Source organism: Pedobacter sp. KLB.chiD, from assembly GCF_047040275.1.
In the GTDB taxonomy this organism is placed as follows: Bacteria; Bacteroidota; Bacteroidia; order Sphingobacteriales; family Sphingobacteriaceae; genus Pedobacter.
The window spans coordinates 4,604,588-4,630,284 of the sequence record NZ_CP178207.1; the positions used below are offsets into that span (position 1 = coordinate 4,604,588).

Sequence of the window (25,697 nt, forward strand, 5' to 3'; positions counted from 1 at the left end):
GTTTCAATCCATCCGATTTATACAACATTGTAACTCTAACGCTACAACATTTCCATTGATCTACCCAACAACAGCGTAAATATCGGTTTCACGCATAATGAGGTAATCTTTACCTTCGTAAGGGAATTCAGTACCGCCGTATTTACCATAAATTACAACATCGCCAACTTTTACGCTCGCTTTTTTACCTTCAGAATCTTCTTCAGAAACAGAAACTACAGTTCCTTTAGATGGTTTTTCTTTTGCAGTATCAGGGATATACAAACCTGATGCAGTTTTTTCTTCTGCTGCAGCCGGTTCAACGATTACTCTGTTCGAACTGCCAGCAATTGGTTTAAGGTTTAACGCCATAACTTTTATTATTTTTTTATTTTGATTTGATTTTTAACTAAGCATACAATTAACACTTTTTATGCCAAGTGATTTTGAGGGACAAATTTTCACCAAACTGTCAATCTTTTCATGTTAATGGTTCGTGAGCGTGTCAGCATGGCAGTATGTTAAGTTTTTTAACCTGGTTTATGTTTAATTAGGAGTGTTCGCTGCGCGACCGTCATGCTGAATTTATTTTACGGGTAGAAGTGGTATTTTCAATTGTCTTATAGTTACTTCATGCTCAGTAACTATCGTGCAAAATAGAGCCTGAAATAGATCCGATATCGATCAGCGTGACAAACCGAAAGTTTAGGTTAATTCCTTTTCTGTTAAATATTTCCAGTATCTCCGGGGTACATGCTGCACATGCAGTTTGGTGTTTTTACGGGCTACGATATTTGCACTTTTGAAATAATCTTTCCAGAGTGTTGCATATAAGCTTTCGCTTTCATCCATTAAATCTGATGCCGGATTTTGTTTGTTTGTACCACTGGTAAAACTGATTGTAATTTCTTCAACAGCAGTTAAATTATAGTGAAGGCCATATTTCCGTTTCAAATCATAAATTACCCATTGTTGATCGGCATACCGGTTTTTAAAATGATTGGATATTAAGGGTAATACATTAAAATCAGGGTCAATACCAGCATAAAATATCCCATCGCCGGTTTTCTGAAAGCGGATAAAAGCTTCCATCCGGTGTTTTTCCCTTTCTACGCTTTTAGCATATTTAGAAAGGGAAATTACATGCTCGTTTCCATAGTTGCTTTCTGCGCCCACAGCATGTTTAAAAATGTAGATTGAAAATTGAAAGAGGTGATTGTAAGCTTCCGGAATTTCGGATAAATAGCTGCAATAAAATTTGCGGAGCCATTCTTTCTTCAGTTTTTTCTGAAGGCCGGCCCAAACACGGTCAGCCTTTATTGTATCGGTAATCACGGTAAAACTTTCTGCAAAAGCTTCCGGCTGAAACATTTCGTTTGATTTGAGCATCACTTTACCTGGCCTGCGCTCAAACCATTCGAAAACGGCTGTTAAAATCCCTTGCAGTGAACCATCGAAAATGTAGGTCATTGGTGATATAGTTTAATAGTCCTCCTGATATAGTGAAGAACTTTGACTTATAAATAGCGTAATCCGGAGTTAACAAAGTTTTTCAAGACAACGGCCTGATTAAAAAGATTGCCCAAACCAGCAAATCCTTCACTGCCTTTAGCATGACAGCATTTTTAAAACAATATCATCTGATTGTTATCCGTTTTTAAATATTTGCTCTTGCTTTCGGCCAGAATAAAAGCCTTGATCTGTGTGCCTTGATAATCTTTTAACTGGTAGGGACTATCGGCACAGATAATAAAATGTTTGGCTTTATTATAGGCTATCCCAATTTTCCTGAGCTGATCAATCCTGAGTTTACCAAACTTACGGGCCTGTACAATCTTCTTCGCCGACATTACACCGATTCCAGGTATCCGCAGAATCATTTTATAATCTGCGGTGTTAATATCAACGGGAAAATGTTGCATATTTCTAATTGCCCAGCTTAATTTTGGATCGATATCAATATCAAGATTTGGGTTGGCATCATTTAAAATTTCCTGTACCTTAAACCCATAAAAACGCATGAGCCAATCGGTTTGGTACAAACGGTTTTCCCTTAACAAAGGTGGCTGTGTGCCGAGTATGGGCATCCGCGAATCATTGCTAATGGGTACATAACCAGAATAATATACTCTTTTTAAGGAAAAATTTTTGTAGAAGGCATTAGCGGTATACATGATGTCTTTATCGCTCTCGGGCGTGGCACCTATGACCATTTGGGTACTTTGCCCCGCCGGTACAAATTTCGGGATATGCTTAATTAGCTTTTTATCCGCTGAAAACTGGGTGATCTGTTTTTGCACAAATTCAAGGGGTTTAATTACGTCGGCATGGTTTTTTTCAGGAGCCAAAAGTTTTAATCCGGCCTCGGTAGGCATTTCCAGGTTGATGCTCATGCGGTCGGCATATAAGCCCGCTTCTTTTATTAATTCATCGCTTGCACCGGGAATAGTTTTTAAATGGATGTAGCCATTGTAATTTTGCTCTAAACGCAATTTTTTTACCACTAAAAGCAGCCTTTCCATGGTAAAATCGGCATTTTTAAAAATCCCTGAACTTAAAAACAATCCCTCTATATAATTCCGCCGATAAAAATTCATGGTTAGTTCTACCACTTCATCTACTGTAAAAGCTGCACGTTTGATATCGTTACTTTTACGCGAAACGCAAAATAAACAATCGTAAATGCAATGGTTGGTGAGCAATATTTTTAATAAAGAAACACACCTGCCATCTTCTGTATAGGTATGGCAAATGCCAGAGGTGTGGCTGTTGCCAAGGCCTTTGTTCTCATTCTTTCTTGTGCCTCCGCTTGATGAACAAGAAACATCATATTTAGCAGCGTCAGCAAGGATATTTAATTTTTCACGGATACGGTCAGACATAGGGAATGTTTTACTAACAAAGATAGTTTAATAACTAAAAATATTAGCAAACAAATCGAATTAATCTATTCGAATTTGGAATAATCGTATGATCTGGAAAATCATTTCCCTTCCCATTCCTTATAGAAGTGTTCCAGATAAAGCAACATAAAATTGTGCCTTTCTGCTGCTATTGCTTTTCCTGCTTTTGTATTCATCATATCTTTTAACAGCAACAGTTTTTCGTAAAAATGGTTAATTGTAGGCGCTGTGGTATTTTTATAACTTTGTTTGTTGAGGTGTTCTTCTGGTAGAATTGCCGGATCGTAAAGTACCCTGTTTTTAAATCCTCCATAGGTAAAGGCTCTGGCAATACCAATAGCTCCTATGGCATCTAAACGATCGGCATCCTGTACAATCTGCATTTCTTTTGAAGTAAAACCTGTTCCGTCAAAACTATTTTTGAAAGACATGTTCTGGATAATCAATTTAACATGTGCGATAATGTCATTAGGAATATCAATCGATGTCAGGAACGCTGCAGCCATGTTCGGCCCGAGTTCTTCATCGCCATTATTAAATTTAGGATCGGCGATATCATGCAGCAATGCGGCGAACGCCACTACAAGTTCATCACCATTTTCCTGTTGATTAATAGTCTGTGCGGTTTTAAAAACGCGTTCTATATGAAACCAATCATGTCCTGCTTCGGCATTGGCTAGTGTTCTTTGAACAAAACTGATGGTTTTTTGAATAGCGGCCTGCATAGTTAAAAGTTTGCTCCAAAAGTATCGGAATTATATGCAGGACACAAGAAATGATATCAACAGCAACGGTTTAGCTTGCCGTTCTTTTTTCATCATCAGTAATGATCTTGATCAGATCGCTGTGATTTAAAGTTAATAAATGTGATACTTCAACCTCTAAAATAGCAGCAATTTGAAATAAACGGTCGATCGTTAATTTGCTATAACCGAGTTCGATTTTGCTGTAGGCATTTTGAGATATTTTTAGTTTTGCCGCCAGGTAATCTTGAGTGTAATCTCTGTATTCTCTAATTTTTCTAATATTCCCAGCTACGTTCTTGGTTTTTAAAGCTAATACATCTTCCATAAAACGGATAATTTTTTAATGTTTTTATTTATGTACGAAACTTTCATTCCTCTAGATTTTAAGAGTATAAATTTTAGCACGATTAAGAATTACACGTAAAGGGATGATGAATTAAATGTGATAACAAAAAAATAACCTAAAATGTTTAGGTATTTTAGGTTAATCTATAATCTGATTTTTGTTGTTTAGGTAGCAGTGGGACTGCGATAAATATAGGGATGTAAAATAATAAAAAAGGGTTAAAAAAGCATAGAATAGCAGTCAGGGCTTAATATAAGCCCCAGTCATCTTCAAACTCATCTTTTTCGAAATGTTTAACCCATTCGATAAAGAGCAGGCGAAATTTTTCAATTTCGCCTAACACGATGTCTTTATATTCCGGGTTACATATTTCGAACATATCTGCTGCTCTTACCTGGGTTTCCAGTTCACGACAGTTGGTTCTGATGATAGAGGCATTTTCCATTCTTAAAATATACATATCTGCACCTTCTGCACCAACAATTTTAGGGCATAACATCAGGGCGTTTTGCATAATTAAGTTTGCAGTCATTTCAGCCATTTCCCCTTCCAATGTTTCGCAGAACAGGGCAGCATATTTGTACACGGCTCTTGCCTGGTTGTAGAGGCTTTTTGCCCTGCTTACTTTTAACCTAACCTTTTCGGCATCAATGCTTGATAGGTTTTCTTCAGCCTCATCATCTCGGCCAAATCGGCTAAAATGCTCCCATTCGGGCATATGATCCATGTCATCAAATTCCATATTTTTCAAAATTTCTACGTTATGGTACGTAATGGAGCGTAATATATTAATTTCAACTGAAAAAGACTATGCATCAATTAATGGTGTCCGGCGAGAGCCTTCGTATAATTCATATTCCAATAAACGACAGTCTAATTTACCATTATAAAATTCAATTCTTTTAGCAGATTTTAACCCAATTTTTTTGGCAAGATCCGGATTTCCGGTGAAAATATAGCCAGAATAGCCTTTGCATTTCGTTTTCATAAAATCACCCATGCGTTTATAGGTCAGTTCCAGCTTGCTGTGTACACCTAAGCGTTCGCCATATTCGGGATTAAAAACAACAACACCATTGCTATTTTCAGGAACTGTTGTCAATTCAAAATCGCATACTTCAAATTCAATTAAACTATCAACACCTGCTGTTTTAGCATTTCTACGGGATACTTCAACTGCATCTGCTGACAGATCAGAAGCTACAATCTTAAAATCAATATTTTTAATTACCTGATCTTTTAAAATTCTCCGCTCGGCAAAAAAAACTTCTTCATTATAACCTAATATATGCATAAAACCATAATTCATGCGGTATAATCCAGGGGCGCGGTTGGTGGCCAAAAGAGCGGCTTCAATAGCCAGGGTTCCTGATCCGCACATGGGGTTGATAAATGGTGATTTCTTATCCCATTTTGTTGCTAAAATAACCCCCGCAGCCAATGCCTCCAGCATAGGGGCTTTCCCTGGTATTTTACGGTAACCGTGTTTGGCCAGGGTTTCTCCGGAGGTGTCCATAAAAACATCAGCATCAGCATCTTTCCAGTATAAATGCACTACTGTTTTATTGGCATCAGACCCAGAGTTCGGCCGGATGCCTTTTTTCTCTTTCATGCGGTCTACAATCGCATCCTTTACCTTTAAGTTTGCAAAAAGTGGTGTAGTAATATTGGGGTTATCAACATTTGAGGTTACCGAGAAATAACCGGAAAAATCAATCAGTTCTTCCCACTCAATGGCTGCAATTTCTTTATATAGATCATCTGGTGTAACGGCTTTGAAACTTTTTATGGCATATAGGATCTGACTTGCACAGCGCAGGTTCAGATTTAGCTTAATGCACTCTGTAAGGGTAATATTGAGTTCAACTCCCGTAGCAAAAGACCGCTCGATGGTATATCCTAACGCTGTAACTTCTTCTTGTAAGTAGGGCGATAGTCGCTTATTGCAGGTAATAATAACCTTGCTTTTATTGTGGAAAACTTGCATCATAATATATGCGAAGTTATCAATAAAATTATAGAGATTTGATCTTTATAGTACATTAAGTAGTATTAGATATGGAAATTAAAGGAAAAGTACACGAAGTAGGTGCCACACAACAAGTAAGTGAAACGTTTAAAAAACGTGATTTAATAGTAGAATACGCAGAAAATCCAACATATCCAGAATATATCCGTTTTGAGGCGTTACAAGATAAAACTGCATTATTAGATACATTTAAAGCAGGCGATGAGGTAGAGGTATTCTTTAATTTACGTGGTCGCCCTTGGACAGATAAAACGGGTAAAACATCATATTTTAACAGCTTGGTTATTTGGCGTATCAATGCAGTTGCAGCAAGTGCTCCGGCAGCTACGCCGGCTTATGCAGCTCCGGTTGATGTAAGCAATGCGCCAGGTGAAGATGATGATTTGCCTTTCTAAATAAAGATTCTTTTTTAAGCAAACAATTTTGAACCATGCCGAGGCTTAGCCTCGGCATTTTTTTTATCTCCGCTAGGTTTACCAGGTCTAATCGGGCGAAACTCCGGAAGTCGTCCCCAGGGCTGTTAAAATATGTTAAAAACAAATACTTGGCTGAGCTAATCATTATTTTTGATATCTGTTTAAGATTATGCCCGGTTTTTTATTTTTAAAAACCGATCTGGTTTATGAAGAAAAGAAGTTTTTGGTTGATTACGGTTTTAATGACGGTTGCGCTGCTTGGCGTATTTGTAATGCAATTGTATTACATACGGGAATCGTATAAACTAAAATCTCAGCTTTTTGATGAACAGGTAAATCAAACGCTAACCTCGGTAGTAAATAAACTACAACGTAGAAATGTTGCCGATCACTTGAACCGCAAAGATGCTGAAAATAAGTTAAAGCAGTTACAGGATTCGAGGCAGCGCGCATTGGATATTAAGGATTTAAGGCAACAATATGCACGGGAAGCAGAGCTGCGGCAAGCTGAGCGCGAAAATCAGATTGAAAGTTACCTGAACCAACAGGATAGTATTATCCGGGTATCTTACCGGGCGCCAAATGTAATTTCTGAACGGGAGTATACTTCACTAAGTTCGAAAAACGGCGATAAACTGGATTTACAGATGGACGCGATTATTGATATTAAAAGCCTGATTTTAAAAGGCTATAGTATGCGTACCAAACCTTTTACCGCACCGCCAAAAACTTTCGAATTTAAAAGTCTGCAGAGTTTGCCCGATACATTGAGATATCTGGTTTTTGATCCGCGGGATGGTAGTCCGGGTTTTGCAAATGTTCCAAAGATTCCGAATGATTTACAGAAAAAATTTCAGCGTGAGGATGAGATCGAAAAGAAAAAATTAGCGCTTAAAATTGCGGCGCTTGGTAAGGATACTTTCTCTTATACCCGATCAAGTGTGGTTGAGGACGTATCCAAAGAACTGCAGGAAACCAATGTGCCGATTTATAAACGCATAAATTTTAGTTCTTTGGGCCGTTTACTAAAACAAGAGCTTTTAGCTAATAACATTACATTGGCACCTTCTTACCGGATTTCGCTAGCCCGAAAAGATTCGACTATTTTCATGATGGCCTCTCAGACTAAAGGAGCGTTTTTACCAGAAAACACCTATAAGACACCTTTATTCGGAAATGATATTTTTCGTGATCCCGGAATGCTCTTCGTCAGTTTTCCGAACAAAAATTCGGCAATTATAGCTAATCTAAGTGCTACCCTTGCATCGTCAGTTGGTTTATTACTAGTGCTTGTTTTTATCTTTTCTTATACTCTTTATGCTATTTTGAAGCAGAAAAAACTATCAGAAATGAAAACCGATTTCATCAATAACATGACACATGAGTTTAAAACGCCAGTGGCTACCATCATGATTGCCAGTGAAGCTTTAAAAGATCCTGAGGTGACAGAAGATAAAGCCCGGTTAAAACGTTTAGCGGGAATCATTTATGATGAAAATGTCAGATTGGGCAGCCATATTGAGCGTGTTTTAAGTATTGCCCGCTTAGAGAAGGGAGAGCTTAAAATGGAGAACACAGAAGTAGATGTGAACGACTTGATTGTAATTGTATTGGATAGCATGGAATTGCAGCTGCAGAAAAGGAATGCAGTTGTAAATGTACATACCGATGCAGAAAATGCTGTTGTTTACGGTGATGAGCTTCACCTGTCTAATGTGATCTATAACCTGATTGATAATGCGAATAAATACAGTAGCAGTACGCCTGAAATTACCATTACTACCCGTAATGCCGGCAAGAATCTAATTATCGAAATAGCAGATAAAGGTATAGGCATGACCAAAGAGCAATCCAGAAGGATTTTCGATCAGTTTTATAGAGTGCCAACTGGTAATTTACATGATGTTAAAGGCTTTGGCCTGGGTTTAAATTATGTTCAGGATATTATTAAGAAATTGAATGGAACGGTAAAGGTAAGCAGCGAAAAAGATAAAGGAACAACGTTCGAAATATCGTTACCTTTATAAAGGCTTAAACATGGATACAAAAGCCTGCTTATCGATATGGTTAAATTGAACGGTTTAATTGGCTCGTAATAGCATTAATTAATCTAGAGCCACAAATTAAACCGTCACGTATATTCAGCATCAAAGGTTCAGTTTGGCAAATGCCATGTATTGAATAAAAACAAGAAAATGAAAAAAATACTTCTGGTAGAAGACGACCCCAATTTAGGCTTATTATTACAGGATTATCTGCAGCTGAAAGGCAAGTTTGATGTAGTGCTTTGTACGGATGGGGAAGATGGATTGAAAGCATTTAATAAGCAAAACTTTGATTTATGTATTCTGGATGTGATGATGCCCAAAAAAGACGGTTTTACCTTGGGTAAGGATATCAGGAAGGTAAATACCCAGGTACCTATTATTTTTGCAACGGCAAAAACCATGTTGGAAGACAAATCTGCTGCCTATGATTTAGGCGGAGATGATTATATCACCAAACCTTTTCGTATAGAAGAGCTTTTACTGCGGATCAATGCGATGTTTAAGCGGGTAGCGAATAAAACAGATAACAATGATGAAGCTGCTGAAACACAGTTTTCCATTGGTCGGTATCATTTCGATTATACTACCCAGATTATTACAGATGACGGTCATCAACAAAAACTATCGACAAAAGAAGCTGAGCTGTTAAGGTTATTGTGTTTGAAAAAGAATACCGTTTTAACCCGTGAGGAAGCCTTGTTAAGTATCTGGCACGATGACAATTACTTTAATGGAAGAAGTATGGACGTGTTTTTAAGTAAATTACGTAAGTACCTAAAGGCCGATCCTTCAGTTGAAATTATCAATGTACACGGAAAAGGTTATAAGTTGTTGGTAAGCTAAATTAAATAGGCCCAATCGTCTTCCTGAACTTGTTTCAGTATCTGATTCAATAAATTAAAAAAGGATGCTGAAATAAATTACTGCGTAGCTTTCCGCTGCGCTACACGTCAGCATTGACGAAATGGATAGGCATTAAATAAATTGAATAAAAGGTTAAATATATAAATTCTCTTGGATAGCCGGAATGATTCCGCGCTCCTGGGCAAGTTTAAACAAGGTATCAACCGCTTTACGGCCTTCTTCACCAAGGTTGATGCTATATTTATTTACATACAGTTCGATGTGTTTATACATCACACTTTCTTCCATGGCCTGTGCATGCTGGCGGATAAAGTTGATACCCGATTTTGGATGCGCGAAAGCAAATTCAACAGACTGGCGGATCAGGCGGTTTACTTTTAACTGGATTTCGCGATCTAAATTCCGGTTAATTACAATGCCCCCCAATGGGATGGCGCAACCCGTTAGTTTTTCCCAGTAATCGCCCAGATCGACGATTTTGTTTAAACCTTTATCCTGATAGGTAAACCTGTTCTCGTGAATAATCAATCCCAGATCAATCTGTTCATCAAGTAAAGCCGATTCGATTTCCGAAAAAACAAACTCCTGTTTGTTTAGTAGATGTGGATAAGCAATTCCCAACAGAAAATTCGCAGTCGTATATTTTCCGGGTATCCCAATTTTAAGTTTGGCGTTGGGGGTTTGGAGTTGAGGGTCATCCGGACCTTCAAAATGCTTTTTGCTGATTAGTAACGGGCCAACACCGAAACCCAGTGCACTGCCGGCATCTAATAAAGCGTATTGGTTGGCTACGTAGGCAAATGCATGGAAACTTAACTTGGTAATATCCAATTCGCCCCTGAGTGCCTTTTGATTTAAAGTTTCAACATCATCATAAGAAACCTCAAATGTCAACCCCTCCGTATCAATCTTCTGGTGAATAAGTGCGTCGAAAATAAAGGTATCGTTAGGGCAGGGAGAAAATCCAAGTGTTAGCTTCATAATTCAAAATTAAGCACTGCGCTAAACAAATCGGTCATAGTCAGTTCATTTCTCCAATAAAGGCAATGGCCCAATCGTTTAAGTTTTTAATGGCTAAACCAATTTTCCAGTTGTCTTTATTTCTCGGTTCTACATAATTAGAAACACTTCTAATCTGCAAACTAGCAATGTTTAGTTGTTTGCAGGCATAAAAAACAGCAGCGCCTTCCATACTTTCGGTAGTTGGATTTAACCTTTTTATCAAATTTTTAATGCTTTTTTCACTTCCCGTTACACAGTTCATGGTGATGCCTCTTGCAATGGGTAGGTTAATGTCACTTCGTGTTGTTGAAGTATAGTGGCTCTCTCCAAAGCCTAAATCGCTGATGGTCAGAAATTCATCTCCATTTTCGGCGCCCAATTCGGCAAAAGTATCTTCGGTTATATTTAGTACGGTACCTAAGGCGATATCCTGATCGAAGCTGCCGGCAATGCCAAAATTTACCACGAGATTATATTTAGATGAAAGATGTTTGCCCAGTGCAAAGGCTGTTGCTACCATCCCGACTCCGGTAATCAGCAGGTCGAAATTTTTACTTTCTACAAAATCACTGTCAGGTAAATTAAAATGCTGGTAAAAGAAGCTAAGTTCGGCTTTTGTAGCCGCAACAACTAAAGTTTTCATCAGGTAAAGTTAAGGAAATAGGTGGAATGTAAAATGGAATAGGGATGAGCGAAGCAAGATCGTTGTAGCTTACGGGGAAAAAATGTAAAATGAAATGCTGATAATGAAGGTAGATAAATCTCAGATGAATTTGGGCAAGCCGCTTCTACATCATTCATTATCCCTCTTCCATCATCCATTTTATCCGTATATTTGCATTTTATTTTATAGTAATGATTTACATAACGAGAAAAGCATCATTTAATGCGGCACACAAATTGGCGCGTACCGACTGGGATGATGATAAAAACAATGAAGTTTATGGTAAATGTGCCAACCCCAACTGGCATGGCCATAACTATTGGTTATATGTTACCGTTAAGGGCGAAGTAAATCCGGAAACTGGCTTTCTGGTTGATCTGAAATGGCTTAAAGACGTAATGAATGACTATGTGGTGGATAAAGTTGATCATAAAAATTTAAATCTTGATGTAGATTTTATGAAAGGTAAACTGGCTTCAACCGAAAACCTGGCCATCGAAATCTGGAAACAGCTTTGGAGTCCGATTGCAGAGAGCGGCGCGATTTTACATTGTGTAAAAATCTACGAAACCGAAAATAATTTTGTTGAATACTTTGGTTAAAAACCTGAATTAATGAGCAGTAAAGACGTATTAAAAGGCGAATCGAGAGACGGTTATGTAAAAATAGACCGTTACAACGAAGATAAAATTGAAGCTGTAGCTACGCACTATAAAGATATTCTTGGTCAGTTGGGAGAAAACCCGGAGCGGGAAGGTTTATTAAAAACGCCTGAGCGTGTGGCTAAAGCATTGCAATATTTAACACATGGTTATGATTTAAAACCTGATGAAATATTAAAATCGGCTATGTTTGAAGAGGATTACAGCCAGATGGTGGTAGTTAAAGATATTGAAGTATATTCGATGTGCGAACACCACATGCTGCCATTCTTCGGTAAAGCACATATTGCTTATATTCCAAACGGGCATATTGTGGGTTTAAGTAAGATTCCACGCGTAGTTGATGCTTTTGCCCGCCGTTTGCAGGTACAGGAACGTTTAACGAATGAAATCAGGGATTGCATCCAAAATACCCTTAGCCCAATGGGCGTTGCGGTCGTGATAGAATGCCGGCACTTATGCATGTCTATGCGCGGTGTACAAAAGCAAAATTCGGTAACCACCACATCAGCCTTTACAGGAACTTTTTTAAGTAATGACAAAACAAGAGCTGAGTTTTTGAGGTTAATTACCGCGAGTTTAGATTAACCTCCCCATCCCCCCGAAGGGGGATCTAAAACAATAATTTAACAAAATATTTAATTTCCCCTTTAGGGGATTAAAGGGTATGAAAGCATATATTTTTCCCGGACAGGGAGCACAGTTTGTAGGCATGGGTAAAGATCTTTACGAAAACCCCAAAGCTGCAGCATTATTTGAACAAGCCAACGAAATTATCGGTTTCCGCATTAGCGATATTATGTTCAGTGGAACAGATGAAGAACTTAAACAAACCAATGTAACCCAACCGGCGATCTTTTTACATTCGGTTATTTTAGCAAAGGTTTTGGGAGATGATTTTAAACCTGACATGGTTGCAGGTCACTCTTTAGGTGAGTTTTCAGCTTTAGTGGCAGCAAATGCACTAAGTTTCGAAGATGGCTTAAAATTGGTTATCGCCCGTGCCAATGCCATGCAAAAAGCTTGCGAGGCACAACCCTCAACCATGGCAGCAATTTTAGGTTTAGCTGATGATGTGGTTGAAAAAATCTGTGCGGAAATTGATGCTGTAGTCGTGCCAGCAAATTACAATTGCCCGGGCCAATTGGTTATTTCGGGAAGTATTGAAGGTATTGATCTGGCTTGTGCCAGATTAACTGAAGCAGGTGCAAAAAGAGCATTAAAATTAAACGTAGGTGGTGCATTTCATTCCCCTTTGATGGAACCGGCAAAAATCGAATTACAGGCTGCTATTGAAGCCACTAATATCGCATCGCCAATTTGTCCTGTTTACCAAAATGTTGATGCGAAACCCTATACAGATCCAGCTGAAATAAAAGCCAATTTAATTAAACAATTAACCGGTGCTGTGCGTTGGACACAGACGGTAGGTAACATGCTTGCCGATGGTGCAACTGAATTCACAGAGGTTGGTCCGGGCAATGTATTGCAGGGATTGGTTAAGAAAGTAAGCCGTGAGGTACAGACAACTAGTGCTGTTATTGCGTAATTTATTCAAATAGAATATATAGGCCAACGCCATAAACTCCAAGTTTATGGCGTTGTTTTTTATCAATATTTAATATCTTTATCCGTAGATGAAAATGAGCTTTGGTATAAAAATAAGATTTCTATTGCTTGTTTTGGGCTGTTGCCTTATTGCAACTTCTATTTCGCTGAGTAGATTCACTACCAGAAGTGAACTATTAGAACACGATGGAGCAGAAATCCAGCAGAACCTCTTGCTCAAAGAAAAAGCCGTTCAGGCATTTTTGGCCAATAAGCAAGAAGTGGCAAAAGCTAAACAGTTTCATTTAAATCCTAAAAATGCCCTTGATTTTATTACGTCCTATCGTGAGAGTAACGGAATAAACCTATTAACCTTTGAAAATAACCAGCTTAAGTTTTGGAGTACCTATAAGGTTTCCGAAATAGATCCGACGACCATAAAGGAAGGCAGTTCGGTACTGTTTTTTTATAACGGCTGGTACGAGGTCATTAAGAGTACGCAGGGCAATTTCAGTCTTGTTTTCCTGATCTCCATTCAATCTCAATATCCTTTTAAAGAGACAAAGTACTTTAAGAATGATATTGATCCTATTTTATCCAAAACAAAAATACTAACCCTTGCCTCTTTTACAGATAAGGATGTTTATGTCATAAAAAACCTCGAGAATAAGTTTCTGTTCGGATTAAAAGTAAAAACTGGATATGCGGAAACCCATTATTCAGGTACGCAATTATGGTTTTTTGTTGCAGGGATGTTGTGCATCTGCATGTTTTTTAACTCTTTAAGTTCATTCATTGCCAGACGTGGGCATATTGCCTGGGGTACTTTTTTGCTGTTGTTTTTCTTTTTAACCTTTCGGTTAACAGATCTGTATTATGGTTGGTTTAACCACAGGTTTAGCTTAGATCTGTTTGATCCGAGGATATACGCAGATAATTTCCTGATGCCTTCGTTAGGCGATTTTCTGTTAAACGTAATTGCACTCACCTGGTTACTCTTGTTTATGTATAACCATAAGGAACAATATAAGTTTCCGGAATGGATTAAGCGGAGTAAAATAATTGGAATTATTATCCAAGCTGGGTTAATGGTGCTGATAGGACGAATTGTTTGGGATACCGACGATATTTTTTTCGGTTTGATCTTTAACTCAAAAATTAATTTTGATATCGTGAATATCCTTAAGCTTAGCGGAACCAGCTGGGTGGGGATTGTAATTTTATGTTTGGCCTGGTTCCAGATGTATCTGATAACGGTTATCTCGGCAACCGTAAGCAGCCAGTTGAACGTAAGTAATAGAGAGCGGTTGATTATATTCCTGGTTGGCTTTGCCGGTGTTTTTATCTATAAATTGGTAGTTGGTTTTAATGCGTTTTTTATTGTTTTTGCGCTGGTATTATTTATAGTGGCAAGGGCGGTTTATTTAAAAGAGAAGAGCTTTTCAATCGGCATGTTTGCCATCGTATTTTTCTGTTTGGCTTTTAATACTTCAATTAAGTACACCAAGTACAAAGACATTAAAGAGAGAAGTTTGCGCGAGCCTTTAGCCAGAAAAGTGCAATCATCAGAAGATCCGAATGCTATTGTTGCTTTAGGTGCTTTAGGCGATGAGATTGTTAAAGATAGTTTCCTGACAAGTTATTTTAGTCAAAACCGGAAGGGTAATTATGCAGTACTCAAAAATCATATTAAAGATTATCTGGATGGCTATTTAAGCCGATACGATTATCAGATCTATCCTTATGATAAAGTGGGAGTGGCATTAGGAAATGCTGATACGCCACCAATAAGCAAGTACAAAAATCTGGTAGAAGCCGGCTCTGTTAAAATTGATGGATCTAACTTTTTTTATCAGGTAAACAATACATTTGGTTATCAGGATTACTTTGGTATCATTTCGATAGTAGATAAGGGCAGCTTACTCGGCACATTGATTATCGAACTCAGGTCTAAGCCATATAATTATAACAATCGGTTACCCGATCTTCTGGGTGATCAGAAATTGATCAAAGACGAAGATTTTAAGGGTTATTCTATCGCTTTATACAGCAATAATAAATTGCTTAATCAGTCTGGAAATTATACCTATCCTTTGGATGGGAGCGTTTTTAAGGGTAAAAAAGATGATTTTACAACGAGTAATGATAATGAACTTCACTACAGTCATTTAATTTACAAACCTACCAACAGCAAAATGGTTGTGATTAGTAAAGAGAAAGTGGGGTATATAGAACGCCTGGCTGCACTATCCTTTTTCTTTCTGATATTTATCATCTTCTCTTTATTGCTTTACGGATTGATATGGTTGATTAAAAACCTTGATGATGATAAAGTAGGTTGGTTCAGCATCAATAGGTCTTTAATGATCAATGCCAATAAGATTTTATATAAAACGAGGATTCAGGTATCTATTGTATTAGCGGTGGTGGCCACACTAATTATTGTGGGCTGGGGAACTTACTATTATATGAACAATGAGTACCGTGGACAGCAAGACGCAATATTAAAGGATAAAATAAGGAAAGTTCAGCAGAATTTTGAAAAGCAGGTTTTTAATAACGGCATTATTGAAAACGATGAGAATGCAGCAGCTGATTTTAACAATTTTGCCGATATCAATAACGCAGATTTGAATCTGTACGACCTGAGAGGCAACCTCATTATGACCACCTATCCCAAACTCTATAACTATAAAATTATAGGTAAAAAAATGGGACCTAAAGCTTTCTTCTCCTTAAATGGTTTACACCGCTCGGAATATATTAACCTTAAAGAGAACATGGGCAGTTTAATTTATGCTGCTGCTTATGCCCCCATCAGAAATGCCCAGAATAAAACAATCGCTTACATTGGTTTGCCTAACTACTCGAACGAAGAGGAGTATAGTGATAAACTTGCACTTTTTGTAAGTAACCTGATTAATCTTTATGCACTGGTATTTGTTGCTATTGGGGTATTAGCTGTATTTTTGGCCAATCAGATTACCAGCCCCTTAACTTTTATTCAGGAGAGTATCAGTAAAACCAAAATAGGTCAAAAAAACGAACCTATTGTGTGGAGGAGGCACGATGAAATCGGCTCTTTAATTAAGGAATACAATCATATGATTTCTGCCTTGGAAGAGAGCGCAATAAAACTGGCCAGATCGGAACGGGAGAGTGCCTGGCGCGAAATGGCAAAACAGGTAGCTCACGAAATCAAAAATCCGCTAACACCTTTAAAATTGGGTGTTCAGTTATTAGAAAAATCGTGGAAAGAAAAAGATCCAAATTTCGAACAGAAATTTAATAAGTTTAGCAAATCATTTATAGAACAGATCGATAGCCTTTCTAAAATTGCTTCTGAATTTTCTAATTTCGCCAAAATGCCGGATACCAATCTGGAACGGCTTTCTTTGCTTCCCATAATCGAGCAGGCAAGGGAAGTATTTAAAAGCACCGAAAATGTTACTATTGATGTGCTGAACAAGAGCGAAAAGGGCATTACCATCCTGGCAGACCACGATCAGCTGCTCAGAACGTTTAATAACCTGCTTAAAAATGCGATAGAAGCTATAGATGAGGAATCGTTATGCTGTATTAGCATTATCGTATACGCAGATGCTAAAAATGCATATATAGAAATAAAGGATAATGGAAAAGGCATACCACCTGCCCTGCAAGATAAAATATTTGTGCCGAATTTTACCACAAAAACATCCGGCACAGGTTTAGGTTTAGCTTTTGTTAAGCAGGCCGTAGAAAATGCTGGCGGTTCAGTTAAGTTTACCTCAATAAGCGGTTTAGGAACTACATTCTATCTGAACTTTCCTTTGGCTTAAAACACAAAATAGGATAGCTGTTTAATCAGGATGGGGGGGATTACCTTAACTCCAGTTGTGCCTTGCCCATGGTATTGCCATCCGCATATAAAATTACAGTGTATATGCCTTTTATAAATGGCTTAGGGTTTGTCCAATCGATAACATAGGTACTGTCATCATTATTGTAATTAATAAAAATAGAATGGCTGAACTGCATATCCTGCCCGTCAGCCTCGAAATGGTTTACTTCATTAGCCAGCAGGTTTCCTGCCGGATCAAATACCCGAAGATAAATGTTGTGATGCCCTTTTTCTGCTAATTGATTTGGTACAATGTTAAAGCGTACGCTTAACTTTTCGGCAGTAGATGATTTGGTAACCTCCACTTTTTTGCCACTGGATTTTGTTCTGAATGCAATAATTTCGGCGGATTGTAACTTTAACGCTGCTGCCGTTTTAACTTTTGCATTTAAATTGGAATTCTCGTTCTCTAAATTCGAAGCTTTATTGCTCATGTTTCTGAGCGTATTCTGTAAACTATCGCGGCTGTTTTTTAGAAGGATATTGTCTTTCTGTAGCTGAATAATCTGATCATTGTAGTTTTTTACAAATGTTTTCAGTTCATTAATCTTTGCATAGGCCCTCTCAATCTCGGCCTGTGTAATCTGATTTTTTTCTAAAGCTTGCTTTAACTCTTCGATTTTTGTACGGGCAAGCTTCTGCTCTTCAACAAGTTTCTCATTTAAATCAAGGTTCAATGCATTAACCTTATCCAGTTCAACTTCTATCTTTTCTACCTCAAGCCGTAGTTTGTCTTTCTCAGAACTAATGGTAACAAATCTTTCATTTTGCTTTCGATCTTTGAAAAACAAATAGGCATTAGTGCCAATTAAAGCAGCAATAACGATGACCAGGAAGTAAATTTTGTTTCTATCACCCTTATTAATCTTTTGTGGTTCCATTTAATAACACTGTATCTTCTGTAAATTAATATACTTTTGTTCTCCATAGGTAAATGGGGTACACAATTAATTTTAGCAGGGCGTAAATTAAAATTTTTAATAAACTTATAAGAGTTTTTAAAAAAAATCGTTTACTTGCTAATGTTCGATTTGTATGCAAATCTACACAAACACATAACCCGAATAAAAATAAGACAAGAAATAATGCTTAAAAACTTCCTATACGCACTTTTATCGATAACTGTAATACCTTATATATTAAATGCACAACCATTAGCAAAAATTGCACCAAAAAGGGAGTTTAGAGGTGTTTGGGTAGCTACTGTTACCAATATAGACTGGCCATCAAGGCCAGGTTTAAGCATCGATCAGCAAAAGCAGGAGCTTATTGGTATTTTAGAAAGGCATAAAAGCCAGGGGATGAATGCCATTATTCTGCAGGTTAGACCTGCAGCCGATGCATTTTACGCGAAATCCAGAGAACCCTGGAGCCAATGGTTAATGGGCAGACAAGGTTTGGCGCCTGCACCCGGTTATGATCCGCTGGCCTTTGCCATTAAGGAAGCCCATTTTAGGGGAATGGAGCTGCATGCCTGGTTTAACCCTTACCGGGCAAGCATGAGCAGCTCGGCCGTATTAAGCGAAAACCATGCGTATCGTAAACATCCAGATTGGTTTTTTACCTATGGCGGTAAAAAGCAGTTTGATCCGGGCATTCCGGAAGTAAGGGAATATATTGTTCAGGTAATTTTAGATGTAGTAAAAGGCTATGATGTTGATGGGATTCACTTCGATGATTACTTTTATCCCTATAAATTGGAAGGGCAGACCATTAATGATGGTAACACTTTTAGCAAATACCCCAATAATTTTTCAGATATAAGAGATTGGAGGCGAAATAATGTCGACCTGCTCATCAAACAGCTTGACGATAGCATCCACCACTATAAAAAATGGGTTAAATTTGGTATCAGTCCTTTTGGTATCTGGAAAAATAAGAATGAAGATCCCGAAGGTTCCGCAACCAGTGGATTATCTAATTATGCAGAACTTTTTGCCGATAGCCGTAAATGGGTTAGAGAAGGTTGGGTGGATTATATTAATCCTCAGATTTATTTTACGTTTACGAGAAGAGTGGCACCCTATGGTGTTTTAGTTGACTGGTGGAGCAATAATACTTTTGGCAGGCATGTTTATATCGGGCAGGGAGCTTACCTGGTAAACTCGAGGGCGGAAGCCGCCTGGAAAAATCTAAGTGAAATACCCAGACAGATCAGATACCTAAGGGATAACAACCGGATTCAGGGCAGTGTATTTTTTAGTTCCAAATCATTAAGTACGGTTGCTAAAGCAGTTGGCGATTCGCTAAAGAACGATTTTTATAAATACCCTGCTTTGCCACCGCAAATGCCATGGCTGGATGAGGTGCCGCCAAATGAACCTCAGGCATTAACTGCCGATGCACTGAAAGACGGTGTGCATTTAAAATGGCAGCTTCCATTAAAAGCCAGGGATGGAGAAACAGCCTCTGGATTTGTAGTTTACCGCTTTAATGAAGGAGAGAAAATTTCAATACTAGACCCAAAAAACATTGTTAAAATTAGCTTTGAAGATTATCTGTCATTTATTGATACCAGTGTTGAAAGCGGTAAACGGTACAGTTATCTTGTAACGGCATTGGATCGGTTAAAAAATGAAAGTGAGCCTGGTGGACCTGTTGGTGTGGAAGTTCCTTTGGCAAAGGAGTAAAAAGGCTTTAACTTTTTTTATTAGTCGATTCTCTCTCTACAACACCCGGATCAAGTACAATATGTTCCATATTGGCGTAAGGGCTTTCCTGATTAATCATTTTCAGGAACATTTTAGCGCACTCCTGTCCCATTTGTGAAGCATGCTGATCAATAGTGGATAGGTTGGGCGTAATGTAAGCGGAGAATGCCTCATTCGCAAAACCAATTACACCTATTTTAGGTGGTGTTTCGTTGATCTCTTTTAACTTTTTAATTACACCTAGCGCTGTAAAATCATCACCGGCAATAATCGCATCGGGTTTATTGCTGTTACGCATTAATTTGCCTGCACCAAATCGGCCGTCTTTGATAGATAAACCGCCAAAAATAATATGGTCATTTATTACCGGAAGGTTATGATCTGCTAAAGCTGCTTTGTAACCTTCTAGCCGATCGTTAAATATTTTAATCTGGTGAACAGTAGTTACAAATGCAATTCTTTGGTAACCCTGATCAATTAAGTGCTTTGTAGCAATATAACCGGCCTTAAAATCATCGAGTGTGATGGTCGGGACCTTTAAATCTGTATTTACACGGTCGAATAATATCAGGGGCTTATTTTGCTTGATAATTTCATCAAAGTGCGAGGTGTCTTCTGTTTCTAAAGACATTGATGCCATAATACCATCTACCTGCGCTTCCAATAGGGTTCGTACACCATTAATTTCATTCTCCACTGACTCGTTAGACTGGTAAATAATCACACGATAACCACTGTCTTTCAGGCCATCTTCTATGCAGTGGATAATAGAAGCAAAAAAATGTGCCTGTACACTTGGCACAATTACACCAATAATATGGGTTTTACCAGATTTTAACGCTGATGCAAGTTTATTTGGGCTGTAGTTTAATTTTTTAGCCATTTCAACAACAGCCTTTCTGGTGGTATCACTTATTGCCGGAAAGCCACTAAGTGCCCTTGAAACAGTTGATACTGTAATGTCGAGCGCTTTGGCAATGTCGTATATGGTTGTTTTCTTTTTCAATTGAGTTGGAGAGGGACAATCAATTATAGCATTTTTTTGCTAAACCTTAATAATAATGTTTTTTTTGTACATAAAATATAACAACACGTAAAAACCAAGTACATAGGTTATGGCCCAAACCAGTGAAGCATTTATTGGACTGAAAAATGGTGTATAACAGGTTTCGTAGAAACGGGCCAGAAGTCCTGTTTTGGTACCGTCTGCCCTGGTGATTTGAATCAGGTTTAACACTCTTGGCATTAATCCCGCCAAAAAGAACACCGTAATCGCATTTACACCATACACAACAAAAGGAGTAGTGAATTTTTTGTAGCCCTGTACATCAATAATCCAGTAACAAAGCGCTAATCCGATAGATGCCAGGCCACCCGTATATAACACAAAAGAACTGGTCCATAATGATTTGTTAATCGGGAACTGCAAGTCCCATAGTAGCCCTAAAATAACTGCTGTAATCCCTATGGTAAATAACCAGGCCACTTTTGTTGCGTTGTCTACATCTTTTCTGCGCATCCAAACGCCAGCCAGGACACCAAACAAACAGGTTCCTATGGCCGGTAATGTACTTAAAATGCCCTCCGGATCCCAGGTTTTTGATGAAGCCCAGATATGGGCTTCTGTTAAAATTCCACGATCAATCCAGGCCGCTAAATTGGTTTCCTTTTCGAGATTGGGGTAACCAACACCAGGGACCGGGATAAATGTCATGAGTGCCCAGTAGAGGGCGAGGATCGCAATTAATGTTTTAAATATGGTTTTGTTTGAAAACTTGATGAAAATGATGCTGCTAATAATAAAAACAATACCTATTCGCTGTAACACGCCCAGTAATCTAACCGTTTGAAAAGCTTCAGTAATGGTACTATCGGTTGTTAATGCACTGATGATCTTCCCAAAGATAGCCAAAAAGAAACCTAATAAATAAAGTATAATACCACGTTTAATGGCTTTAATAATTGTTTTTTGATGTGTCGAGCGGTCCGCCTTACTGCTGCTCATGGCAAAAGCTATAGAAACGCCAACAATCCACAAAAAAAAGGGGAAAATCAAGTCAGTAGGTGTGCAGCCGTTCCATTCTGCATGCTCCAAAGGCGCATAAATATGGCCCCAACTGCCCGGATTATTCACCAGGATCATTGCGGCTACGGTTAATCCCCTAAAAAAATCGAGAGATAGCAAACGTTGTTTAGGTTCGGTCATGATTAGCTGGGTTTGGTTGAGCAACTAATTTAAACTATTGTTTTTAGAATGAGAAATTACTTACTTACGAAGTTTAATAAGAGGCAGCGGTGTAAGCAACTTCATAAGTTTCTTAAGATGCTTTCCCGCGTAAATCATCTGTCTTCAATCTGATGATTCGCTATAAATTCAGCTAATCCGCCAAACCGTTCCAAAACTTCATTTTTGCTACTTGAATTCGGCTCGTTATACAGATAAACATTAAGTGGAGAATATTTATCATCTTCCATTTTAATAATGGTATACAGGGATGGCTAATGATACCGAAATAAAGCATTTTTTTGAATATAGAAGCCTGCGAAGTCTTTCCGCGCTTACGACTTTCAAAATTTCGCAGGTTGGGCAAAAAAAATCCTGCTTTGAGCTAACAAAGCAGGTTTAGTATTATTTTAAGTTAATCTTTAAATTTCCAGCGGACAAAAGCTTCCATCGCTTCGTATTCTGCAAGTCCAAGCTCATCATAAGCTTTTGCGGTATCCCGGTTACGGTCTTCAGCCCGCTGCCAGAACTCTCTTGCATCATCACCAGGGAAAACAGCTCTATCTTTCTGACTCTGGTGTTTGAAAATTGCATATTTCTTGCGTTCGAGCTCCTGCGGAGAAATTGGAACCGCCATTTCAATTTCATGTGTTTCAAACTCATGCCATGCACCGCGGTACATCCATAACCAGCAATCTTGCGCCCAGGCTTCGGTTTTACGCAAGCGTTTTAGTGCTTCCAAAACAATTTTGAAACAGACAATATGCGTTCCGTGGGGATCTTCAAAATCGCCGGCAGCATAAACCTGTTGAGGTTTTACCTGCTGTAATAGCGCTATAGTGAGTTCGATATCAGCATCAGTTACCGGGTTTTTCTGAACCTTACCACTTTCATAGAAAGGAAGTGCCTGGAAGTGGATGTGGTCATCTTCTAACCCGCAATATCTTGCACCGGCAATAGCTTCGCCTTTTCTGATGAGCCCTTTAACTGTCTGTATCTCCGGCGTATCGATCTGGTTTGGTTTTTTCTGCTCAATAAAGGCTCTCATGTTGTTATAAAGGTCCTTTAAGTGCGCATTGTCCATGCCCATTTTCTCCGTAAAATCTACGTTAAATTCCACAAAACGAAGGGCGTCGTCATCCCATACCGCAGTATTGCCAGAGGTTTGGTAAGCTACGTGTACGTTGTGTCCCTGATCAACCAACCGAAGGAAAGTACCTCCCATGGAGATCACATCATCATCCGGATGGGGAGAGAAAATGATAACATTTTTCTGTGCAGGCTCAGCCCTTTCCGGACGTTGAGAATCGTCGGCATTTGGTTTGCCGCCTGGCCAGCCGGTGATGGTGTGTTGTAACTTATTAAAGATATGGATGTTGATGTTGTAAACTGGTCCTTTTTCGGTAGCCAGTTGCGCCATACCGTTATTGTTATAATCGTCTTCCGTTAATTTTAATATCGGTTTTTTTAACGTATTGGCCAACCAGATCACTGCTTTACGGATTAAGGTATCTGTCCAGACGCAATCTTTAACCAGCCATGGCGTATCGAAACGGGTAAGTTCTGAAGCTGCAGGAGCATCGAGGATAAACTCTACATGATCAGAAAGCTGGAGGTAAGTTGCCGGAACTTCGCCCGAAATTTCGCCTTCAACGGCTTTTTTGATAATGGAAGCTTTTTTACGGCTCCAGGCCATCAATATAATTTCTCTCGCTTTAAAAATTGTACCGATACCCATGGTAATGGCTTTTGTTGGTACAAAACTTTTTCCGCCAAAATCACGTGCCGCATCGCGGCGTGTCAAATCATCTAAAGTAACCAAGCGGGTACCAGAATTTGGTGCAGAACCCGGCTCGTTAAAACCGATGTGGCCGGTACGGCCAATTCCTAAAATTTGGATGTCAAGACCACCGAGATCGCCTATTTTCTTTTCATATTCCAAGCAAAAAGCCGGAATATCTTCCAGTGCAAGCGTACCATCAGGGATGTGGACATTCTTTTTGTCAATATCGATATGATTGAAAAGGTTTTCGTTCATAAACGTAACATAACTCTGCGCCGCAGTCGGTGCCATTGGATAATATTCATCCAGGTTAAAAGTAATTACGTTTTTAAAACTTAAGCCCTCTTCCTTGTGCAGCCTAACCAGTTCGGCATAAACTGCAATTGGGGTAACACCTGTTGCTAAGCCCAGTACTGCAGGTGCGTTGTTTGCTTGTTTTGATTTAATGAGCTCGGCAATGCGATGTGCCACATTAATTGAAGCAATTTTTGGATTTTCGAACACGCTTACGGGTAATTTCTCGAAACGTGTCTCCTCCAGTAGATTTAATCTAGCCATTTTTTTTATATGGATTTTAATGTACGGAGCAGTAAATATAAAAAGTTATGCCCAATTTCTAACAAAGGTTATTTACATTTATTGCAAGTATTTACATAAAATCCAATTAAGGGGTTACACAAACGTTTGATCTTTTTAAGATAAAAATCAATATGAACCAACAGATCCAAAAGTTATATGCTAAAGCAGGCAAGCCAGAACGTTTAATTATCGGGTTGATGAGTGGAACTTCTATGGATGGGCTTGATATTGCCCTTTGTTCGGTCAAGAAAAGCGGTGCTGAAACTGATATCAGGGTTTTAAAATTTAAAACAGGTAATTATACGGCTGATTTCAGGGCCAAAATAAAAGCCATATTCTCCAAAAAGGAGGTCGATTTACAATTGGTTTGCCTGATGAACGAGTACATTGCAAACATCCACTCTCAGTTAATCAATGAAGCTTTAAAGGAATGGGGGTATAAAAACGAGGACATCGATTTTATTGCCAGCCACGGACAAACTATATTCCATGCACCAAAATCTTTGCACCAACTGGCTGATTATCCTAATGGCACACTACAGATTGGTGATGGCGACCATCTCGCTGTTAATACAGGAATCATTACCCTTTCTGATTTTAGGCAGAAACACCTTGCTACGGGGGGTGAAGGCGCTCCGCTGGCGGTGTATGGAGATTATCTGATGTTTTCGAAGGCTGGAGAAGACCGTGTGATGCTAAATATTGGAGGCATAGCTAATTTTACCTACTTACCGGGGAATATTGATGCCAGTGAAATTTTTTCAACTGATGTGGGCCCTGGCAATACCCTGATGGACCAATACATGCAAAAATATTTTAATCAGTTTTATGATAAAAATGGGGCTGTTGCACAAAGTGGTTGTTCAAACTCCAAACTATTGGCGGCTTTGCTTGAGGGTGATTTTCTTGCACTGGATTTTCCTAAAACTACGGGGCCGGAATTATTTAACCTGGAGTATTTGATAAAGGCGCAAGAACAATCTTTAACAACAAATCTAAGCAAAGAAGATGTAATGGCCACTTTATGTCACTTTTCTGCAGAAGCTATTGCCAATGCGATAAAAAACTGTGTTGGAGAGGATGCCGGGCTGAAGGTGTTTATCAGTGGTGGTGGAATGCACAATCCATTGCTTGTTCAGCTGCTTCAAACTAAGCTGCCATTTTGTAAATTCTTAAGTACGGAGCGTTTAAATATCAATCCTGATGCGAAAGAGGCTGTTTTATTTGCGGTACTGGCCAACGAAACGCTTTGCGGGGCGCCGGTTAATTTTGGCAACCGGCAAGGTGTGCCATCGGTTTGCATGGGTAAAATCAGTTTGCCCGAATAAGTTGTAAAGTTAGTCCTGATTCCTTATTCAAAAACGCGGGTA

At 38.7% G+C, this 25,697-nt stretch carries 22 protein-coding genes; 9 read left to right on the plus strand and 13 right to left on the minus strand.

Annotated elements, in window-relative coordinates; translation table 11 throughout:
• Nucleotides 1-60: 60 nt before the first annotated feature.
• The 7 genes from groES to ACK1I8_RS19055 all read right to left on the minus strand — a co-directional run bounded on the left by groES (nt 61) and on the right by ACK1I8_RS19055 (nt 5,961).
• Entirely contained in the window at nt 61-351 is a 291-nt protein-coding gene (gene groES, locus ACK1I8_RS19025) for a co-chaperone GroES (protein WP_025141798.1), read from the minus strand.
• Nucleotides 352-684: 333 nt separating this feature from the next.
• Nucleotides 685-1,449 (minus strand): TIGR03915 family putative DNA repair protein, encoded by a 765-nt coding sequence (locus tag ACK1I8_RS19030; protein WP_412466860.1) that lies wholly within the window; start codon nt 1,447-1,449, stop codon nt 685-687.
• A 155-nt stretch (nt 1,450-1,604) separates the two neighbouring features.
• Nucleotides 1,605-2,861, minus strand: a complete 1,257-nt coding sequence (locus ACK1I8_RS19035; RefSeq protein WP_412466861.1) for a putative DNA modification/repair radical SAM protein — start codon at nt 2,859-2,861, stop codon at nt 1,605-1,607.
• A 101-nt stretch (nt 2,862-2,962) separates the two neighbouring features.
• Nucleotides 2,963-3,607 (minus strand): HD domain-containing protein, encoded by a 645-nt coding sequence (locus ACK1I8_RS19040; RefSeq protein ID WP_412466862.1) that lies wholly within the window; start codon nt 3,605-3,607, stop codon nt 2,963-2,965.
• 70 nt (nt 3,608-3,677) lie between these two features.
• A complete protein-coding gene (locus ACK1I8_RS19045) occupies nt 3,678-3,953 on the minus strand; it encodes a helix-turn-helix domain-containing protein (protein WP_412466863.1) in 276 nt (91 codons plus the stop codon).
• Nucleotides 3,954-4,221: 268 nt separating this feature from the next.
• On the minus strand, nt 4,222-4,725 hold the full coding sequence (locus ACK1I8_RS19050) for a hypothetical protein (RefSeq protein ID WP_293784984.1): 504 nt from the start codon (nt 4,723-4,725) through the stop codon (nt 4,222-4,224).
• Between the two features lie 57 nt (nt 4,726-4,782).
• The gene (locus ACK1I8_RS19055; RefSeq protein ID WP_412469394.1) at nt 4,783-5,961 is read right to left on the minus strand and encodes a THUMP domain-containing class I SAM-dependent RNA methyltransferase; all 1,179 of its coding nucleotides are present in this window, start codon (nt 5,959-5,961) and stop codon (nt 4,783-4,785) included.
• A 71-nt stretch (nt 5,962-6,032) separates the two neighbouring features.
• On the opposite strand from ACK1I8_RS19055, the gene ACK1I8_RS19060 reads away from it, so the two are divergent.
• The 3 genes from ACK1I8_RS19060 to ACK1I8_RS19070 all read left to right on the plus strand — a co-directional run bounded on the left by ACK1I8_RS19060 (nt 6,033) and on the right by ACK1I8_RS19070 (nt 9,310).
• Entirely contained in the window at nt 6,033-6,398 is a 366-nt protein-coding gene (locus tag ACK1I8_RS19060; RefSeq protein WP_293784987.1) for a DUF3127 domain-containing protein, read from the plus strand.
• 227 nt (nt 6,399-6,625) lie between these two features.
• On the plus strand, nt 6,626-8,446 hold the full coding sequence (locus ACK1I8_RS19065) for a sensor histidine kinase (protein ID WP_412466864.1): 1,821 nt from the start codon (nt 6,626-6,628) through the stop codon (nt 8,444-8,446).
• Between the two features lie 168 nt (nt 8,447-8,614).
• Nucleotides 8,615-9,310 (plus strand): response regulator transcription factor, encoded by a 696-nt coding sequence (locus tag ACK1I8_RS19070; protein WP_412466865.1) that lies wholly within the window; start codon nt 8,615-8,617, stop codon nt 9,308-9,310.
• Between the two features lie 153 nt (nt 9,311-9,463).
• Here the strand turns inward: ACK1I8_RS19070 and ACK1I8_RS19075 are convergent, their stop codons facing one another.
• Together ACK1I8_RS19075 and mqnB are read right to left on the minus strand one after the other, a co-directional pair.
• Nucleotides 9,464-10,312, minus strand: a complete 849-nt coding sequence (locus ACK1I8_RS19075; RefSeq protein WP_412466866.1) for a menaquinone biosynthesis family protein — start codon at nt 10,310-10,312, stop codon at nt 9,464-9,466.
• Nucleotides 10,313-10,352: 40 nt separating this feature from the next.
• Nucleotides 10,353-10,976, minus strand: a complete 624-nt coding sequence (gene mqnB, locus ACK1I8_RS19080) for a futalosine hydrolase (protein ID WP_412466867.1) — start codon at nt 10,974-10,976, stop codon at nt 10,353-10,355.
• 212 nt (nt 10,977-11,188) lie between these two features.
• Here mqnB and ACK1I8_RS19085 point away from each other — a divergent pair, with 212 nt between their 5' ends.
• From ACK1I8_RS19085 to ACK1I8_RS19100, 4 genes are all read left to right on the plus strand, one after another.
• Nucleotides 11,189-11,599 (plus strand): 6-pyruvoyl trahydropterin synthase family protein, encoded by a 411-nt coding sequence (locus tag ACK1I8_RS19085; RefSeq protein ID WP_412466868.1) that lies wholly within the window; start codon nt 11,189-11,191, stop codon nt 11,597-11,599.
• A gap of 12 nt (nt 11,600-11,611) precedes the next feature.
• A complete protein-coding gene (folE, locus tag ACK1I8_RS19090) occupies nt 11,612-12,247 on the plus strand; it encodes a GTP cyclohydrolase I FolE (protein WP_412466869.1) in 636 nt (211 codons plus the stop codon).
• Between the two features lie 79 nt (nt 12,248-12,326).
• Nucleotides 12,327-13,208, plus strand: a complete 882-nt coding sequence (gene fabD / locus ACK1I8_RS19095; protein ID WP_412466870.1) for an ACP S-malonyltransferase — start codon at nt 12,327-12,329, stop codon at nt 13,206-13,208.
• Between the two features lie 88 nt (nt 13,209-13,296).
• Nucleotides 13,297-17,028, plus strand: a complete 3,732-nt coding sequence (locus ACK1I8_RS19100) for an ATP-binding protein (protein ID WP_412466871.1) — start codon at nt 13,297-13,299, stop codon at nt 17,026-17,028.
• Nucleotides 17,029-17,068: 40 nt separating this feature from the next.
• Here the strand turns inward: ACK1I8_RS19100 and ACK1I8_RS19105 are convergent, their stop codons facing one another.
• The gene (locus tag ACK1I8_RS19105) at nt 17,069-17,971 is read right to left on the minus strand and encodes a hypothetical protein (protein WP_412466872.1); all 903 of its coding nucleotides are present in this window, start codon (nt 17,969-17,971) and stop codon (nt 17,069-17,071) included.
• 204 nt (nt 17,972-18,175) lie between these two features.
• Here ACK1I8_RS19105 and ACK1I8_RS19110 point away from each other — a divergent pair, with 204 nt between their 5' ends.
• The gene (locus ACK1I8_RS19110; protein ID WP_412466873.1) at nt 18,176-19,720 is read left to right on the plus strand and encodes a glycoside hydrolase family 10 protein; all 1,545 of its coding nucleotides are present in this window, start codon (nt 18,176-18,178) and stop codon (nt 19,718-19,720) included.
• 7 nt (nt 19,721-19,727) lie between these two features.
• Here ACK1I8_RS19110 and ACK1I8_RS19115 read toward each other — a convergent pair whose 3' ends face one another.
• The 3 genes from ACK1I8_RS19115 to nagB all read right to left on the minus strand — a co-directional run bounded on the left by ACK1I8_RS19115 (nt 19,728) and on the right by nagB (nt 24,306).
• Nucleotides 19,728-20,747, minus strand: a complete 1,020-nt coding sequence (locus tag ACK1I8_RS19115) for a LacI family DNA-binding transcriptional regulator (protein ID WP_412466874.1) — start codon at nt 20,745-20,747, stop codon at nt 19,728-19,730.
• Between the two features lie 39 nt (nt 20,748-20,786).
• A complete protein-coding gene (locus tag ACK1I8_RS19120) occupies nt 20,787-21,947 on the minus strand; it encodes an acyltransferase family protein (protein ID WP_412466875.1) in 1,161 nt (386 codons plus the stop codon).
• Between the two features lie 433 nt (nt 21,948-22,380).
• Nucleotides 22,381-24,306, minus strand: a complete 1,926-nt coding sequence (gene nagB, locus ACK1I8_RS19125) for a glucosamine-6-phosphate deaminase (RefSeq protein ID WP_412466876.1) — start codon at nt 24,304-24,306, stop codon at nt 22,381-22,383.
• A 152-nt stretch (nt 24,307-24,458) separates the two neighbouring features.
• Between nagB and ACK1I8_RS19130 the strand changes: the two genes are divergently transcribed.
• Nucleotides 24,459-25,655, plus strand: coding sequence for an anhydro-N-acetylmuramic acid kinase (locus ACK1I8_RS19130; protein WP_412466877.1), 1,197 nt, complete (start codon nt 24,459-24,461; stop codon nt 25,653-25,655).
• Nucleotides 25,656-25,697: the final 42 nt, after the last annotated feature.